Raw genomic sequence first — 17123 nt, forward strand, 5'->3', positions numbered from 1 at the left:
CCACCCCTCTAAGGAACCCGACATGTCAACGAAGACACCCCCCGTCGCCAAAGGCCAGACCCATCCTATGAAGGTTGCCATGGCAAGCTTCATAGGAACCACCGTCGAGTACTACGACTTTTTCATTTACGGAACGGCAGCAGCACTGGTCTTCCCCAGGCTGTTCTTCCCCGAAGCCAGCCCCCTGATGGGCACGCTGCTGTCCTTCGCCACCTTCGGCGTGGGATTCCTTGCCCGCCCGCTCGGCGGCATCGTCTTCGGCCACTTCGGTGACCGGGTCGGGCGGAAGAAGATGCTCATCATTTCCCTGGTGGGCATGGGCGCCGCATCGTTCCTGATGGGCCTCCTGCCCGGCTATGCCCAGATCGGCATCGCCGCACCCATCCTGCTGACCATCCTGCGCCTCTTCCAGGGGTTCTGTGTCGGCGGCGAATGGGGAGGAGCCACTCTCATGGCCGTAGAACACGCACCCAAGGGCAAGAAGGGCTTCTATGGAGCCTTTCCCCAAATGGGCGCCCCTGCCGGCGTAAGCCTCGCCACTGTCGCCTTCCTCGGTGCCACCCAACTGCCCGGCGACCAGTTCCTTACCTGGGGCTGGCGGCTGCCGTTCCTGGTCAGCGCCATCCTGGTTATCGTCGGTCTCGTCGTTCGCCTCACCATCACAGAAAGTCCCGTCTTCGCGGCGGCCCGAGAGAATCAGGAACTGGTCAAGCTCCCCATCAAGGAAGCCTTCCGTCGGCACCCCAAGGAAATCTTCCTCGTCGCCGGCACCTACCTCAGCCAGGGCGTCGTCGCCTACATCACCATTGCCTACCTCGTGAACTACTCCACCACCATCGTTAAGATCGATCGCACCAGCGTCCTGCTCGGGATCTTCATCGCCGGACTCGTCGCAGTCGTCCTCTACCCGATCTTCGGCTCCCTCTCCGACAAATACGGCCGCAAAACCATATACCTCATCGGAGCCGTGGCCATGGGCGCCCTCGTCGGACCCGCCTTCATGCTCGTCAACACCGGAGTCGCCGCTAACTTCGTCCTGGCCGTGGTGCTGCTCTTCGGCATCGCCATGGCCCCGGCCTCCGCTGTCACCGGTCCCCTGTTCTCAATGGTCTTCTCCCGTGAAGTCCGCTATACCGGAGCATCGGTCGGCTACACCATCTCCCAGATCTGCGGATCGGCATTCGCCCCCATCATCGCCACCGCCCTGTACGCGTCTACACAGTCCACCGATTCCATCGTCATCTATATCCTGATCGTCTCGGCCATCTCCGTTATCTCGGTGGCGCTGCTGCCAGGAGGTTGGGGTCGCAAAGAAGCAGCACGCCAGAACAGCGAACTGCAGCACCCCCAACGCGCACAGGCACCCACCGCAGCTGAGGCCTGAACCGACCTCGGAGCGGACTGCTGGCCTCGCACCCCTACGCCACCGGACAAACAGACTAGGCGGCGGGCACCAAGGGGCCCTGAACCAGGGCCCCTTGGTCAGAAAGGACCGGATTCATGCAAGAGGGCTTCCAGCACGATACGCCCGCAAGAAAAGCTCCGCCGGAAGACACTGACCACCGCCGTTATCCCTTCCTGGAGTGGAATCTGCTGATCGGTGAAGTAGTTGATGTCTGGCGCGGAGGCTTATTTTTCAGAACTGGCCTTGTAGACGAAACCACGCCCTCCGGGGATACAGCCTGGATTGCTGCCGACGGAATTGATCACCGAATAATGATCGAAAAAGCCACAGGCTACGACCTCTGGATCACAGCCGAACAACTGCTGCCCCGGAGGGTTCATCAACCAAGCGATCCAGTTGCCGCGGGAGGGAATGAGGCCGCAATGTGGACGATGCCGGCGTCCCGGCCGCACAACACAGAGCCATTGAATGGCGAGAGTGTGCCCCCATCCACGCCGAAACCGCCCCGCTCAGTCTCAACTAAGGACGTTACTCTGGCCCGCGTGACTTCGAAGACTTTCCCAGTACCCAATTACGTCTTCAGCCGAGGTGGTGGTGGCACCAATATCCACCCGAAGAATCTCATTTAGTGTGACTTGATTCGCAGGCGGACCATTTCACTTTCGTACATCAATACATCATGGGGTTGCCCATGGCGGACAATCCACAGGAGTTTGACTGGCTGCTCATGGACTCGACAAACAAAAAAGATCTCTCAACGTTTCCACAGCCTTGGCGGGTTGTCTGGCTCTTAGCTATTGGTTCCTTCGCTGTGGGGACGGGGCTCTTCGCCCTCAGTGGTGTTTTGCCGCTCATGGCAGCATCCCTGCATGTCCCCGTTGCGGTCGCCGGGCAATCAGTAACCGTATTCGCCGTTACCTACGCCGTTGTCGCACCAATCCTGGCAAGTTTTGCCAGTCGCTGGCCGACGCGATCTTTCCTGCTCATTGCTCTAGGCATCTTTACGGTTGGTAATGCACTTTCTGCGTTCGCAACCTCGCTCGAATTGTTGATGGTTACCCGAATCATCGCTGCTATCGGTGCAGCTGCATTCAGCCCAGTCGCCCTCGGCGCGGCAGCTGCAATTGTTCCTGAGGCCAAACGAGGTCAGGCACTCGCAATTGTTATGAGTGGCCTCAACGCTGCTCTCGCCGTCGGTGTTCCACTGGGAGTGGCTCTAGCTGGCGTTTCGTCGTGGCAAAGCGCCGTGTTGGTTGTCACTGCGTTGGGCGTGGTGGCGATTGCGGTCATCGCTATTGGCGTGCCAAAGCTCCCGCAAGGCCAGCAAACTTCGATAAAGCGGATGCTGGGTATCATGCGCTTTGCTCCAGTGACACGGGTTCTAGTAGTCACAACATTGTTGATCGCCGCAGGAATTAGCGCCTACGCCTACGTCGCCCCTTTGGTTCAGTCTACGGTCGGTGCCACGGGAACTGTTTTCATTGTCCTCTTGGTCGTCTACGGAGTCGGCGCGTTTGCCGGATCGCTTGGTTCTGGCGTCCTAACCGACCGGATTGGCTCGCGCCGAGCCTTGACAGGCACAGTGAGCATGCTCGTGGTGGTCCTTCTACTCTTGCCCAACGTTCACGTACTGTGGGGTTGCATGATTCTCCTGTTCTTATGGGGGGGGCTCTTCGTCGCCAATACGACGCCGCAGCAACATCGGCTGGTCAGCCTCGTGCCTCATGAGCCAACGGTGGTCGTCAGCCTCAATTCGTCAGCGATATATGTCGGCCAAGCAATTGGTGCCGCCTGCGGCGGAGCGTTATTAGCGGTAGGCGTCGACAGCAGCAAATTACCCTATCTCGCCGCAGGGCTGGCCCTGTGCGCGCTCATTCTTCATGTCGTCTCCACTCGCCCGATTCCCTGCCCCGAAAGCGCTCAAGCCTCAAATTCTTCCAGTCAGGCAGTGACCGAATAGAGGACGGAATGGCTTGAACTTCCCCAGTGTCACAGCGTAAATCGGCCGAGCCGGTCAATCTCACTCATGGAGGCCAGGGCCCTACACCCACGAAAAGCTGCCTGTGGCGGAAGAGAAGGCCCTATCAACTGAGGGACACATCGTTGCGGTCCTGGAAGCGGCGAACAGTAGCGCGGGGGCACCTTCTGGGGTCACACCGTACCTGCACTGCTCCAAACCGGGCCGAAGTCTTCCAAGTCCAGCATAGTCATTTCGCGCCGGGCGAAGCCCGTAGGCATGGCAGATTTTGAACGCCACCCAGTCGCGGAACAGGGAGCCGATAACCGGCGTTATGACAAGCTGAACAGTGATTAATGCATCCGATGCATGATCGCCCCTCCTCTGCCGTTACTCGCCGCCACGTAGTAGTTCATCTTCGAAAAGCGCATTTGACCTGCGGAAACACTTCACGCAGAGTCGGCGCAGGGCACTCCTAAAAGCACCTAATGGGCACGCATAGCCACCGGACATTCAACTTGCATCCCTCGTTGAGCAGCGGATTTGCGGGGGTTCTGCATTAATTGCATGATTCTTGCATCCAATGCAATGTTTCAGGAGGGTTTATGGCGGTCGATTCAGCGGGACGGATGCTCGACTTCGGCGCAGTGCGTTTCCTTCATCCGGAGGACGTCGTGTTCACCCAAATGCTCACCGGATGGCGCAACCAGCAGTTGAGCCGGAACCTGGCGTATGGCACTATCGAGGGCCGGGAGCGGCTGGTGACGCGGTTCCAGGAGTCCACGAATGATTATCCGTGGCAGTGGACACCGGCACATGTGGATGAGTTCTTCGGGGATCTTCGCAGCGTGAAGCACGCGGCCCAGTCCACGATCCGGAGTTATCAGGCGGCGCTGAGGGCGTTCTGCTCGTACGTAACCTCGCCTGAGTATGGCTGGGACCGGGTCTGCGAGCAGTATTTCGGAACGCATCCTTCGCAGGTCTGTTTCGACTGGAACACCGCGGTCCATGCGCAGGCGACAGAGTCAGCTCCTGTCCGGCGCCCATTTACCAGGCAAGAATTACAGGCCTTCTTTGACCGAGCCGATGACGAGGTGGACCGTATTGTGACCCTGGGCCGCAAGGGCTGGCTGCCGGCCTACCGCGACGCTGTCCTCTTCAAGGTGGCCTACTGCTGGGGGCTACGACGCAATGAGGTCAGACACCTCCAGACTGTCGATTTCGCCAGGAAGCCGCATGCCAGCGAATTTGGCAAGTACGGAGTGCTGCAGGTCCGCTATGGCAAGGCCATGAAAGGGTCTCCCCCGAAACGCCGCAGCGTCCTGACAGTGTTTGACTGGTCGGCTGAGATCATCGCCGACTGGTTGGAACGCGGCCACCCGCACATGACCGACGGCCTGGACCTGTTCCCCTCCGAACGGGCCACCCTTGTTTCGGAGACGGCGCTGAACCGAAGGTTCAACCGGTACTGTCAAGGGCTGGGCCTCTCCCCCGGCCTGGACATCCATTCGCTGCGCCGCTCCTACGTCACCCACCTCATCGAAGCCGGCATGGACCCCCTGTTCGTCCAGCACCAGGCTGGACACGAGCACGCCTCGACCACGGCCCTCTACACCTCCGTCTCCAGCGACTACCGGGTCAAGACACTGCGCCGTACCCTGGACTCCACGATCCGGGACGCGCTGGCCGGGATGGAAGACTGAACGCATGAAACGAGAGATCGACTACCGCTGGCGACTCGCCGAACTCATGGCAGCCCGCGGACTGCACAACAGCACAGACCTGGGCCCGCTGCTAAAAGAACGCGGCATCGAACTCTCGGCCTCCCAGGTCTATCGGCTTGTCACCCAACGCCCGGAACGCGTCTCACTCATGATGATCGCCGCCCTCTGCGACATCTTCTCCTGCGGACCCGAAGACCTTGTCACCGTCACGGCAACAGACGCCAAAGTCCGCAAGGCCGCCTCCGACACCAACGTCGTGGACCTGAACAAGACCATCCGCCCCAAACGTGCCCGCGTGATCCGCGATGACGGCTGAGACCACCCCCCGGCCTGGCGTCCGCGGCCGACCCCGTACCACCGGGGTGTTCACCTGCGACAGATGCTCACGGACAGCCGGTAAGCATCGCACCAGTTGGCCTGAAGGCAGGATCTGCGGGACTTGTCTCACGATCGCCATGCGGACCCACGGCACCTGCCCCGGCTGCGGGACAGCGCGCATGCTCCCAGGCAGGTCTGCTTCCCACAGTGACCAGCCAGTCTGCGCCGATTGTGCCGGCATCACCCAGGACTACCACTGCTTCGGCTGCGGGACGGAAACCGAGCACTACCGCCAGAACACCTGCGCCCGCTGCTCACTCCGGAACGACCTCAGGGCTCTGTTGCACGTCGACGAGTCTCAGGGCACGGAAAGGACGGCAGCGAAACTACTCGCTGCGCTTTGCGGAGCCCAGCGCCCCAAAAGCATCCTCACCTGGCTCCGCAAACCCGGTGTCCGCGAACTGCTCGAGCGACTCGCCACCGGAGACATCCCGCTCACTAACGAGGCGCTGGACAGGGAACCGAACAGCCTACGGGTGGAGCACCTGCGCAGCCTGCTCACCCACCACAACCTACTGCCCGGGCGGGATCACTACCTCGCGCTCTTTCAGCGGTGGCTACTCAGCAAGCTCGATGACATCGATGACATCGAGGTTCGGCGACCCATTGAGTCCTTCGCCCGCTGGCACCACGTGCGACGCATCAGGACGCTCTCCACAGACGGGAAGCCCACTCGAGGTCCCGTGCACAGCGCGAAGCAGGAAATCACCGAAACCATCAAATTCCTCATCTGGCTCAAGCTCATCCACGGACGAACGGTCGCCTCCCGCCTCCAGGCCGACGTCGACGCCTGGCTGGCCGACGGCGCACAACGCGACATGCCATCAGAACCTTTTTCGTCTGGGCGGTGAAGAACCGGACCTGCACCAACATCGCAATCGGCTTCCGGCAGGCCAAGACCGTGCCACTGCTCACCCAAGGTCACAGGCTCACTTGCTCAAGGCCTGCCTCGCCGACAACATGGCATCCTGTCCTACCGGGTCGCCGGCACTCTCTTGCTGCTCTACGCCCAACCAGTCGTGAAGATCGCCGCGATGAAAAGCACCGACGTGATCCTGACACCCGATGGTCCGCGCCTCTCACTCGGGGAAGAACACACAGCGCCAGTCCCCGAACCTTTCGCCTCACTGCTCACTAGACACCTCGCCTCACGCCCCAACATGCGTACCGGCAGTAGCTCCGGCAGTCCGTGGCTCTTTCCCGGCTACCGCGTCGGGCAACACATACACCCCAACACGCTCATGATGCGGCTCAGAGAAATCGGCATAGACCTCCTAGGCGCACGCAACGCACCCCTGCGCGGGCTCGTTAAAGAAGTCCCGGCACCGCTCGTGGCAGAAATGCTCGGCTTCAGCTACCAAGTCACGCAAAAGCACGCTGCAGCCGCGGCAGAACCCTGGTCCTGATACCTAGGAACCCGACCGGGGACCTAGATGACACAACCGCTCTTGAAGCACTGTTTAATGACTCAATGAACAAAGCTTCGGCTAGCGACACGCTACTCCTAAGCGCCGTGCCATCATCGATTCGCGCAGATGCTGACTCCGCACTCCTTAGTTTGCGAAGACCGGAACTCCAAACAACGCCTCACCTAATTCAAGACACGCATTCCGGAGTCCCACAACGGCCCGGAATAATCATCGAGGGTCAGCTCGTCCAGATCCCATACAGGGTCTACTACGCGTGGCCCGAGTCGCGCCGCGCAGAGGGTTTGAACCAAACCCAACAACTCGTGCTTTGGGCTTGGATGACCAGAGACACTGACGGCAGAATCCGACAAGAAGCCCTTAGGAAGCTCCTGCAGGAAGACGCGCCGTGGACCATTCCTTACATCATCCAACTTTGCGGCGAATACGTGGTCGAGATCGCGACCGACATACTCCAATTCCTCACCACGGAGCTACCAAAACGCCCAAAACTTCGACAGTCATATAGGCAATTCATCGCCGACAACCCAACGTTCATGACACTCACAGGGCAGAGAGCACTGAGCTATTGGAATGCCTACGACCGATGGCGATCTACCCGGGACGAATACCCCCAGTTAGCAGCCCTCCAACTCCTGGATGATCTACGCCGCGACAGCACGGGCAAAAAGTAGGCATTAGTGCCGAAACGAATATGCACGGTTGCCAGTAAGAGTGATCCAATTGGAGAATATGCAGATTAGGACCCGCTGACACGCACAGCCCTGCGCACCCACGGATCCTGCCCAGACTGCGGCGAAGAAAGGTTGGACCCTAACAGACCGCCGGCAGGATATCGGAAGGCTACCCGCCGACAGCTGATCTAGACCAAAAATCCCGAAAGATATCGCGCTCAGCGACCCGTCCGCGCAGCGCTAACATATCAAGTAAGTCCACAATACTGATGCCTCGTATGGTACTGCCCACTATGAATGATGTTGTCGCAGCTATCGGATGAGACTTCATGAGTTTTGTCGTAGTTAATGCCAGTTCAAGGTCTCTCCTTGTTTTCTGACTATCATGCGTAATTGGCACGGCCGCAACACCACTAGCTATGTCATTCACAGCCTGGCGAGATGCCGTAAACTCGACTTTACGCACTTCTTCGAGGGACTCTACAAAGCCGACAATGCCGTCCCCCGACGCGCGAAACATCCGTAGTCCTAACTGCTGGAATTGCGCGAAGTAGCGCTCCAAAAGAAGATTATGAGATTGACGAATAACAAGGCTTTCCGATATCAGGCTGAAAAAAGATATTTTTCGATCCAAGTAGCGCGAAAGGGCATTGTCTAAGTCTGGAGAAAAAATACGTTCAGTGTCGTGAATATCAGTCTGCAACACATAGCCCTTTGTGGGCCAAATTCGGGACGCAAGGTGCCACCGTTCGAGGTCATCCAGCACGGTAGGCTCCTGGAGACCGCCCAACGCTACGGCATAGAGTGACTTCCGCATTGCTTCTTTCACGTCACCAATGGCCGCATCAGTTCCAAAGTCACAGTGGAACCACTTCTCAATGCATCGCGCATCACGCCAACCCGAACCGACCAATCCACCCAACCGAGCAGCCTGTAGACAGAGGTAGTGAGCCAAGGCGAACCGAGATGAAGTGTCCATGTCCGGCCACTGGAGATCAACCCATCTGAGATCCACATAGCTAACTCGGTTCAACGCCTCCTTCATCCAGACACTAACTTCAGCCGAAGAACTATAAAGGCTGACTTGTTGCTTTACTTCGCGTAGATGCTCATAGTCCTGGGCGACCATCATGATCTTTCCCTGGTTTCGTAACGTAATCGCCTCCATGGTCTCGGCAAGAAGTTGTGTCTCAACATAAAGACGGTCAAGAGCATCTAGAGTCGAACCACAACTCGAGAGCACTTCGCGAAAATTAGGAGCGATAACAGCTATATAACGCGCGGACGAGCGGCAATTGGATGAAATAAAATAGTCAGCAGAAAGAACCATGATTACTCTGACAACTGAGAAGCATTAAAAATCTGAGGAGCTAGGGATGATATTGACTTCACATCGCGCACGCTAAAGTCTGCTAAATCGAACACAGTACTAGAGCTCTTTTGCATCGGCCCTTTCAAAACTAACGTAGAAGTGCCAGGGGCCCACGAAGCGATTTGATGAACGGTGTTCATATCAATACCATAACCCTGACCCTCAGCACAGGAAAAGTCTTTTTCAATCTTTATCGCTTGCAAGACACCCTCGTGATGAGTTACGACGAACTGTCGCTGTCTGATCTCTCCAGTTATCACTCGTGACGCAAACGAGTATCGGTGGTTGTGTATACTGCGTGCATAACTTGTTGTCGTCGTCGTCTCCTTGTATTCGTTTATCCAAAGTGAGAGCTCATTAGACGCAAATAGACACCACTTGTAATGCGTACTGACCTCACGAGATAGGTCCCTGCGAACTAAGGTGGAAAGGTCAAGAGACCTCGCACCGAGTTGATCCAAAAAATAGGAGGCCTCATCGGACTGCAAAACTTCATGGAGATGATCACCAACGGCAACTGAGTCTCTAAGTCCTTGCGCAGCACCAATTATGGATTGAGCAGACTTGGGTAGACGGGCAATTTCAGTCACAATTTTCCTATGCTCTAAAGTAATTCAGGTTCGTGCTTTGTGCGAAACGCTGTGAAACTATCTTTGATAGCATTAAATTCGGCATTTTGAGTTGTCCAATCGAGACTAGCTCCCAAATCTCCCAAGAGGCGCAACTCATTTAGCTTTTCAATCATTTCTGCTTCGGTTGTATTTCGAGTAATATTGAACTTGCTCGATGGTGCGCCAGGGTTTCGGACAATGTAATCTAGAAATGGGTAGGTGAAAGTCTGTTTATCGAAACGCAATGTCTCGGGATAAGGTTTGCGATCGCTGTCCTCATCACGCTCCAGAGCGCAAACATAAGCAGCATTATCAAATATCTCAAAGCGATTCGAAAATTTCTTACTCAGGAATGAAATCTCAAAGTCAACTGGTCCACGCGCAAGGAAGAGCCCCACAAGTGCTTGGGCGATATGGCTTCGCCAAGAATGTTGGATCTGTTCGTACGTACGCCGAGCTTTCCTGTTGTGAGGAAGAGTCATTTCGTAGCGGATAAGACTCACATACCCAGGCGCGTCAGGGGACGGGTCAGGAAGCATAATGCTGACTCTTGACACTTTGGGCGGAAGATGGTGCATTCTAAGTGCGGTCCAAGAACCGCCTGTGCCCTGAAAATAGTAGTGTTTACTGCTGGCAAGGTCCTTCATTAAGGCAGTGTTGAATTCTGGATCTGGGCTGCCAGTGCCGCGAAATACGTGCGTGGGGTAATGAAGAGGCTTTATTACTTTGAGAGTTCTTATCATTTCTTCATACTGGGCCCTCGATTCTGTCTGGATAGTCGCAACCACGGTCTGCGCAGCTCGCTTCAAGAGACGTTTCGTGGCCTCTCTTCGCTGACCTCCGAAAACGAGCTCAAGTACGAGTCCAGCAACGATGGACACCCCTAGACCTTGTACGACAATGTCACCGAGGTTCCCAATGAATAGAGGCCATGGATCCTTTGGAGCGGCAAGAAGCGATTTTACAAAGCTCAGTACAAGGATCGCTCCCACAGCCACCACAAAGATGATGAAGATCGTTCGGAACTTGATCTTCTCGTAAAGATCTTCTATCTGATCTACGATTGAGTCAGCTAGTTGCGTATCTTCATTGCTCATCCAGATCCTCGTCTTAGCCTCGTAGCAGTGCTTCCCGCAAGCGGTAATGCTGTGGTTACCCCGTAGCATATCGCCCGTCCACCTATATTAAGTAGGATGAGTTTTGTGCCGTTTCTGGCCGAATGAGTGGTGTCGGCAAGCGCCTCAGGCACTACTCGATGCAAAGACTCGCCCAGGTCACACGCACGCGGGCGTTGGCACGGCACATTCCGCCACCGGCGATGACATGGCCTTTTCACAACACCTTGGAGCTCTCTCGATCGTGCTCCCCAACCCTGACAAAATGGCCCCCTCGCCATGGAATTGGTAGTTCACCTGCGCGAGGAAGATAGTTGGACCGGCCAAAGCAGGACGAGGCACTCACCTTGATCCGAATAGTTCCCCTTCAAATAGACCAAAGCCGGTATCCGAAGGAGGCTGTATGGAAACCATCGAAAACAGGCATTCTGGCACGGCTGGAGGCGTTTTGGTCCCCTTATGACCAGAGAATGCCGCAGAGCGTCCACGTTGATATTTCTGCCTCTGCCTCCAGTAAGGTGGCAGGCCAGCGGGCACTCTGGATGCTGGTCAACCATCTAGCCAGAGCAGTCGGCGCCCGTGGCCGGAATTACATTGTCTTGCCCAAGGCAAAGCTCCTTCCCGCGGTTCTCGAACCCCCAAAGCCAATCGAGGGGTGCCACTTATCGTTATGTGGTCGGCACAGGCTCCGGAGCAGAGCTCCATCATCGGCATCGATCGCGTTGACAACGCCCAGCTATCTTTGGCTTTCGGGGATTTTGTGGGGAGGGATGACGTGCTCAACCCCTGAAGACAGTGTGGAAGGGAACCTCCCATGTGGTCCCTACGTCGCCGCAGCCCACGCCGCTGGCTACGTCTTCCAAAAGCGACTACGCGGCAGCGCACTCGGATCTGGGGGCTGGTGTGGGATCCGCACTAGGGCCTTGCCCAGGAGCACCCCAGCCGCCAGCAGTCGCAAGGTTTCTGTTATCAGCTTGGACAAAATCGCTCGCTGTCAGCGCTACAACGCATGATCCCGAGAACGCTTTCGGTGCGTCTATTACAACCTTTGTGGCCAATGTCTTGCGTGCGGGACCCCCGGGTTGAGGGCCTGCCTGATGTGCCATAACCCCCTTGAGCCGGAGATCAGCGACCACGAATTGCGCGAACGGTATCTGGCAGCAGATCAGGAAACACGTGGGCGTCTCGCGAAATCCCTTGCAATCTCGACAGGCGGACTCGATTCCTGGGGCACGCACGGCGCGTTGCGGCGAACTGGACAACCGACCCTGCCGTTACTTGCGGGGAACTCCTTAGTCAGCCCACACCAGTTTTGGCCGGTTATCTGAGTCTCCTGGCCAGGCTCGCACGTCTGGATGGCCTCGGCCGTGTTCGTCCTCGCCTTCAACACTGCCTCACGAGTTGTGGGCGGCGGCCTGCCTCCGAAGCTGACTCCGTTACAGCTCTTTGGGGCTTTCGCTCGGACGGGCGACGGGTCATAATCCGCGCTCGAATATCAAAGTTGTAATTCAAATACTAGGATCCCTTTGGGTGCGGTCGCCGCGCCCTACGCGGGTGGTGATAGACGCTGCCCGAAGTCGAAATGGGGATCCTTCGTTGTCGAATCAAACACCACCCGGAACAGGTTTGTTCCGGCTTTCAAAACCCACCATCATCGTGGGCATCCTGGCGCTGCTCTTCATGATCAGCGGCGCCTTCTCCTCCGGCTTCGGAGGCGTCTTGCTCACGCTGGCACTCTTTGCTCTGCTGACAGGCCTATACATTGTCGTGACCGGCCGCCGCTCCTGGGCGATGCTCCGCGGGGGCCGAAAGGCCGGCGCCATCCTTCTAGCCGGTGCGCTCGTGCTCATGGTGGTCGGCGCCGCGATCACACCACCAAAGCCAAAGGAGACACTCGATGCCTCCCAAACTGCAGCCGAAGCACAGAAGCTGGCCGCCACCGCTGAGAGCTCCACGCCCACACCCACTCCAACGCAGTCGGACACCGGCACCCCACTGGACCCGGAGACCACGACCGAGCTGGCCAAAACCGCCACGTACAAAGCCCCGCATGCGCAGCCTGCCTACGCCACCAAGGCACTCGACCTTCTGGCCACCCTTCCCATCAAGGGCAGAGCCCCCAAGACCGGCTATGACAGGGAACAGTTCGGTCGAGCCTGGGCCGATGTGGACCGGAACGGCTGCGACACCCGCAACGACACCCTCAAACGCGACCTCAGCCAGATCACCTACACCAACAGTGTCCAGTGCAAGGTCCAGACCGGCGTCCTCGCCGACCCGTACTCGGCAAAGACCATCAGCTTTGTCCGTGGCTCCGGAACCAGCGCCGCCGTGCAGATTGACCACGTTGTCGCGCTCAGCGACGCCTGGCAAAAGGGCGCCCAGCAACTGTCTGTGGAACAGCGGACCGCTTTCGCGAACGACCCGCTGAATCTTCAGTCCACTGACGGCCCCACCAACATACAGAAGGGCGACGGCGACGCCGCGACGTGGCTGCCGCCGAACAAGACCTTCCGTTGCGACTACGTCGCACGGCAGATCTCGGTCAAGTCCACCTACACCCTGTGGGTTACTCAGGCCGAACACGACGCCATGGCCAAGATACTGGGCGACTGCAAGGACCAGATCGCACCAACTAATGAAAAGGCCCCGTCAACACCTGTCATTGCAGCCTCTTCACCTGCCACCGTTTCCGAACCGGCACCAGTTCAAGCCGCGGTCCCGGCACCAGCCGACCCCGCGCCCGCCCAGGCCGTAGTCCCGGCCCCCGCAGCACCGGCACCAGCCGCTCAGGCACCGGCGGTTCCGGCCCCCGCACCTGCGGCACCTGCACCAGCTCCTGCAGCCCCTGCCCCGGGTGGAGGCGCCACGGCCCTCTGCAACGACGGAACACTCTCCTACTCGGCCACCCACCGTGGCACCTGTTCCCACCACGGCGGCGTAGCCGCCTGGTACAAGTAGGCCCAAAAGAACGGACTGTCGACGGCTCAGTGCTGGATTGACAGAAGCTAGGTGGCGCTCCCGAAACGAAGCGCCGCCTAGCACCACCGTTCCCGACGAATCCTGGAAGCTGGCCCAGCACCAATTGCAGAACAAGCCTGCGCAAGTTCACGACCTGCTCTAGAGCTAAGGCCGACACTGAACCGAGCAGCCGTTGAATGCCATGGGTAGATGATCATGAGCAGCCACGAACGGGACGAAGCCACCCTGCTGCGAATTCCAAACCACTCATTGTTTCGAGCCTTACTCAACAAGCCATGCATTGAAGGATTCATGAGCAAGTGAAGAGACGTTTTCCCCCGTTGGATGTGGGATTCTCTCGTCTACGTGCACCCGATAAAGAACGCGAATAACGGAGATTTCGTCAAGCGGCGTCCTTCCACGCCCGAGCTGCTTGATGACTCAGCAGCTAGAGGTTTCGCGTTGCTGCTGCGACAATTTTTGACCAAGCGGTATCGCCTGAGGATTGGATAACAGGCGTTGGATTCTCCAACACCTTTTGGCCTTCGGTTGTAAATGCGTTCCAAGGGACGTCCAGCCTGTGATCTTGATGAGCTTGGCAGTACTTGTCGAGGTCCACAGGACCTTTTGAGTATGCATCCCTCAGATTAGCCAAAAAGGGCCAGCGTCACCTGTGGCTTCTGCATACTCCATGATCCTGGCCTTGGTGGTCACACTGAACTGCGTCCCAACGCTTGGCGAGTAGTAGATCACTCCCCCCCGTAGCGGGGCCGTAACGCGTCTGCCAGCCGTAATCATCCTTTCCGGGCCGACAATCACAAGTAAGTCGAGGGCACGAGTTACTGCACCTTGCTTGCCGTCAATGTCCGAGTGCGCTTTCAACAGCTCCTCTGACTTCGGTTCCGGCTAATCCTCAGCGAGGTCTGCCCCACCGATCGATATCCCGCGCGCGGAAATCGCCTCGTAAATGGCACGCGTAGCCATGAGGAATTCGACATAAGCCTCGCGCCGCTTCTCCTGGGGCCACCGATCGTGTTCCCTTGCCTCAGTCCTTCTCAGTGTGTACAGGCCGATGAGTGCTGAAAGGCCGCGTGGCGCCCCTGTTCGCCGTAACGGTACAGGTCCAAAAGCACGTTGGCGTCGAGAGCAACAAGACCAGTCTTTAGCGCAGAAACGTATTCTTTTCTTTTGGCAGTCCGATACCCTTCAAAGCCATCAAGATGCCCCCTACTGGCTGGCTCGGCAGCGTGTGCCTTCGGGGACGACATATCTGGACCTTGGTCTTCCTTGCACAGTGACATCAGTTGCTGTTCTTGGCCTTTGGAACGTCTCTGTAAATGCCAAGCGGCGTAACGCTGACGGTGGGCCAACGCGGACCGTCTAGAAGACCGATGCGTTCCATGTCTCCTAGCAGACTCGCCGCACCTCGCTCCGTGGCGGCTCTTGAGATGTTCCCAGAGGGAAGAATGAAGTTCATACCCCCCTCGGGCTTCGTCCTTTCGTCCTGTTCAGGCACGCTGGCGATTTGAAGAACGGAAGTCCAGTTGCTCATGTAAGTCCCGTAGCGACTGAACAGGTGCTCGCGTTCTTCTTGGATGTAGTCATTTCGGTTGAGAAGTGAGCCACTAAATCCAAACTCCAAGTGCTTTTCTCCGCAGGGAAGTGCCTTCATGGCTATGTCATCGCCCAAGAAGGAGTGAACGAAATTGTACATCGCCTTGATGCCTTCCTCGCCAACATCTCCGACTAAGCTTGTGCGGGCATCTTGAAGGAGTTGCGCCTTTTGCTTGGCCACCGACGTGCCCTTCACAGGCTTCACCTCAGCGCTATTGGTGGAAAGCCGTGCGAGCGAATCCACCATGCCAAGGTAGCGTTCGAGTCTGGACTCAAAAAGTCCCCCATCTAGCATCTGGACCTCGCATGTGATCCGAATGATCTGAGCTGGCTCAAGCTCCGCCTGGACGCTGCCATCGGCCCACTTTGCGGCGTCGTAATAGTCATCAGTGGCGTCGGTGATGAATCCGTTTTCATCCGCAGAGTCCTCGAACAGGGAGAAAACTACGTCCTGGAGAGACTTCTGCTCTTCTCGTTTCCAGTCGTGCGAGTAGCCGCCGCCCCCGCCGAACCCCAGGAGCTTCGCCTGGGCGTCGGCCTTGACATTGTCTGTGTGACCAGCCTTGGTCTGCTCAACCAGACCGCCTTCCATGTGAGCTAGGAAAGACTTCACGCGCTGGGTGTCGACGTACAGGAATTCTCGCGGTCGCGACTCATAGCTTGCCATGCTTCTCCAACTTCTATTCAGTGTGACCATGCTAGCTTGACAAATAGCCCCTCATAGAAGTCTTGACAAGCTGGGCCCAGGTCGTTCCTGAATTCTGCCGAGAAGTCGCGGCGCGCAGTGCGCACTTATCGGAGCCTTCAAGAAGGTCGCTTCATCTTCCAAATCTGGATCCTCTAAAATGACTTCTGCCAATGCTGTGATTGCTTCTATGGTCTTGTTCGCACGGTAGTACAGCCATGAGGGCGTCAGGAGCAGGATGCGTGCTTGCTCGATCTTTCTCGCTTCCTCCGCGAAATTATATCCAACGGCATCTCCGCTTTGACCCGAGTCTCGCCCAAGGTCCACAGGAACACTTCTACGGCTACCAGGAAATCCGTGTAAGCCTTAAGGTTTTCTTCCCTTGGCCATTTTGAGTGCTCGCGCCTTCAGGCGACGCCAGAAAGACCCGCGACGGTGCCACCGACTGCACCTCCAGCGATCCCCAGTACGACCTTGGCAGACTCATCCACTTCCGGATGCCTTCGCGATTTGGGGCTCAGTTTCTTTTTGGGCTGTTGCCTGACGCTTTGCCTTCATCCGATTGACCCGCGCCGGTCCCTGGAAAACCTCACTCAGTATCTCCGTCATGACGTCAAGGACTGTGTCGGCATCGTCAACGCCTACGTCATTGACGAAGTCGCCGTGTGCCATTTCGTTGCCCAAGAACCTTAGCTCGTGAGCTGCATCCTTGGTGAAGCCACGGATGTCTCCCTGGGCGTGGAGCGCATCGATCTTGGCGTGAAGGGCTCCCCTTAGGATGCCCCGTTCCTTCGTCGTGGCTTCAACCACCCCGCGTGCTAGGAGAATTGCTCCCCTGAGAGCATTGATACTCCGGCACCTATAGGCTTCGTCCGCGGCGGTCGCTATGTGCTGAGGCACATCGGGAAAATCTTTGCCGCCCACTGTCTGCGGAGTCCATGTGACTGGATGAGTGTCCCACCAGTTGAGGGACTGAGCTGCCAAAGCGCCCTCGCGTTGCAGACCTGCGGCGGAACCAATACTGAGACGCCGACAGTTATCACACGAGAATGCGGCCTCCACGCGAATGAGATTTGGGGCTACTGTGGCAAGGCCGTTTGTCGTTGGCTCACCATGTCGAGTCATATTGGATTTGGCCTGGCACCATGCGCAAACTGTGGCTGGCATTTACTTTGTACCCCCATGAGCGAACTTTCGTTG

At 57.5% G+C, this 17123-nt stretch carries 13 protein-coding genes; 9 read left to right on the plus strand and 4 right to left on the minus strand.

The genetic code is table 11. The features are described 5' to 3' along the window. Positions 1 to 22 precede the first annotated feature (22 nt). From AB4Z15_RS23070 to AB4Z15_RS23105, 8 genes are all read left to right on the plus strand, one after another. The gene (locus AB4Z15_RS23070) at positions 23 to 1384 is read left to right on the plus strand and encodes an MFS transporter (protein ID WP_442019105.1); all 1362 of its coding nucleotides are present in this window, start codon (positions 23 to 25) and stop codon (positions 1382 to 1384) included. Between the two features lie 116 nt (positions 1385 to 1500). Then, a complete protein-coding gene (locus AB4Z15_RS23075; protein WP_442019106.1) occupies positions 1501 to 2034 on the plus strand; it encodes a hypothetical protein in 534 nt (177 codons plus the stop codon). A gap of 62 nt (positions 2035 to 2096) precedes the next feature. Further along, positions 2097 to 3365: an MFS transporter gene (locus AB4Z15_RS23080; RefSeq protein WP_442019107.1), complete on the plus strand. Its 1269-nt coding sequence runs from the start codon at positions 2097 to 2099 to the stop codon at positions 3363 to 3365. A gap of 602 nt (positions 3366 to 3967) precedes the next feature. Beyond that, positions 3968 to 5065, plus strand: a complete 1098-nt coding sequence (locus tag AB4Z15_RS23085) for a tyrosine-type recombinase/integrase (RefSeq protein WP_442019108.1) — start codon at positions 3968 to 3970, stop codon at positions 5063 to 5065. A 4-nt stretch (positions 5066 to 5069) separates the two neighbouring features. Continuing rightward, positions 5070 to 5402, plus strand: coding sequence for a helix-turn-helix domain-containing protein (locus AB4Z15_RS23090; RefSeq protein ID WP_442019109.1), 333 nt, complete (start codon positions 5070 to 5072; stop codon positions 5400 to 5402). Between the two features lie 181 nt (positions 5403 to 5583). Continuing rightward, positions 5584 to 6315 carry a hypothetical protein gene (locus AB4Z15_RS23095; RefSeq protein ID WP_442019110.1) on the plus strand — a complete coding sequence of 244 codons (732 nt, stop codon included), beginning with the start codon at positions 5584 to 5586 and terminating at the stop codon, positions 6313 to 6315. A gap of 183 nt (positions 6316 to 6498) precedes the next feature. Next, complete coding sequence (locus AB4Z15_RS23100) at positions 6499 to 6870, plus strand: hypothetical protein (RefSeq protein ID WP_442019111.1); 372 nt, start codon at positions 6499 to 6501, stop codon at positions 6868 to 6870. Positions 6871 to 7211: 341 nt separating this feature from the next. Then, complete coding sequence (locus AB4Z15_RS23105) at positions 7212 to 7565, plus strand: hypothetical protein (protein WP_442019112.1); 354 nt, start codon at positions 7212 to 7214, stop codon at positions 7563 to 7565. A gap of 169 nt (positions 7566 to 7734) precedes the next feature. Here AB4Z15_RS23105 and AB4Z15_RS23110 read toward each other — a convergent pair whose 3' ends face one another. Both AB4Z15_RS23110 and AB4Z15_RS23115 read right to left on the minus strand, forming a co-directional pair. After that, positions 7735 to 8895: a hypothetical protein gene (locus AB4Z15_RS23110; protein ID WP_442019113.1), complete on the minus strand. Its 1161-nt coding sequence runs from the start codon at positions 8893 to 8895 to the stop codon at positions 7735 to 7737. Between the two features lie 646 nt (positions 8896 to 9541). Then, positions 9542 to 10645, minus strand: a complete 1104-nt coding sequence (locus AB4Z15_RS23115; RefSeq protein WP_442019114.1) for a hypothetical protein — start codon at positions 10643 to 10645, stop codon at positions 9542 to 9544. Positions 10646 to 12259: 1614 nt separating this feature from the next. On the opposite strand from AB4Z15_RS23115, the gene AB4Z15_RS23120 reads away from it, so the two are divergent. Beyond that, on the plus strand, positions 12260 to 13624 hold the full coding sequence (locus AB4Z15_RS23120; protein ID WP_442019115.1) for a GmrSD restriction endonuclease domain-containing protein: 1365 nt from the start codon (positions 12260 to 12262) through the stop codon (positions 13622 to 13624). A gap of 1300 nt (positions 13625 to 14924) precedes the next feature. Here AB4Z15_RS23120 and AB4Z15_RS23125 read toward each other — a convergent pair. Together AB4Z15_RS23125 and AB4Z15_RS23130 are read right to left on the minus strand one after the other, a co-directional pair. Next, positions 14925 to 15905 (minus strand): DUF6414 family protein, encoded by a 981-nt coding sequence (locus AB4Z15_RS23125; RefSeq protein ID WP_442019116.1) that lies wholly within the window; start codon positions 15903 to 15905, stop codon positions 14925 to 14927. A gap of 501 nt (positions 15906 to 16406) precedes the next feature. Next, positions 16407 to 17090, minus strand: a complete 684-nt coding sequence (locus AB4Z15_RS23130; protein WP_442019117.1) for a DUF4145 domain-containing protein — start codon at positions 17088 to 17090, stop codon at positions 16407 to 16409. Positions 17091 to 17123: the final 33 nt, after the last annotated feature.

The sequence above is a fragment of the Paenarthrobacter sp. 2TAF44 genome, from assembly GCF_052114885.1.
Classification (GTDB): Bacteria; Actinomycetota; Actinomycetes; order Actinomycetales; family Micrococcaceae; genus Arthrobacter.

Coding starts and splice junctions, on each gene's coding strand:
- AB4Z15_RS23070 (WP_442019105.1), top strand. CDS start 23: ATGTCAACGAAGACACCCCCCGTCGCCAAAGGCCAGACCCATCCTATG.
- AB4Z15_RS23075 (WP_442019106.1), top strand. CDS start 1,501: ATGCAAGAGGGCTTCCAGCACGATACGCCCGCAAGAAAAGCTCCGCCG.
- AB4Z15_RS23080 (WP_442019107.1), top strand. CDS start 2,097: ATGGCGGACAATCCACAGGAGTTTGACTGGCTGCTCATGGACTCGACA.
- AB4Z15_RS23085 (WP_442019108.1), top strand. CDS start 3,968: ATGGCGGTCGATTCAGCGGGACGGATGCTCGACTTCGGCGCAGTGCGT.
- AB4Z15_RS23090 (WP_442019109.1), top strand. CDS start 5,070: ATGAAACGAGAGATCGACTACCGCTGGCGACTCGCCGAACTCATGGCA.
- AB4Z15_RS23095 (WP_442019110.1), top strand. CDS start 5,584: ATGCTCCCAGGCAGGTCTGCTTCCCACAGTGACCAGCCAGTCTGCGCC.
- AB4Z15_RS23100 (WP_442019111.1), top strand. CDS start 6,499: ATGAAAAGCACCGACGTGATCCTGACACCCGATGGTCCGCGCCTCTCA.
- AB4Z15_RS23105 (WP_442019112.1), top strand. CDS start 7,212: ATGACCAGAGACACTGACGGCAGAATCCGACAAGAAGCCCTTAGGAAG.
- AB4Z15_RS23110 (WP_442019113.1), bottom strand. CDS start 8,895: ATGGTTCTTTCTGCTGACTATTTTATTTCATCCAATTGCCGCTCGTCC.
- AB4Z15_RS23115 (WP_442019114.1), bottom strand. CDS start 10,645: ATGAGCAATGAAGATACGCAACTAGCTGACTCAATCGTAGATCAGATA.
- AB4Z15_RS23125 (WP_442019116.1), bottom strand. CDS start 15,905: ATGGCAAGCTATGAGTCGCGACCGCGAGAATTCCTGTACGTCGACACC.
- AB4Z15_RS23130 (WP_442019117.1), bottom strand. CDS start 17,090: ATGCCAGCCACAGTTTGCGCATGGTGCCAGGCCAAATCCAATATGACT.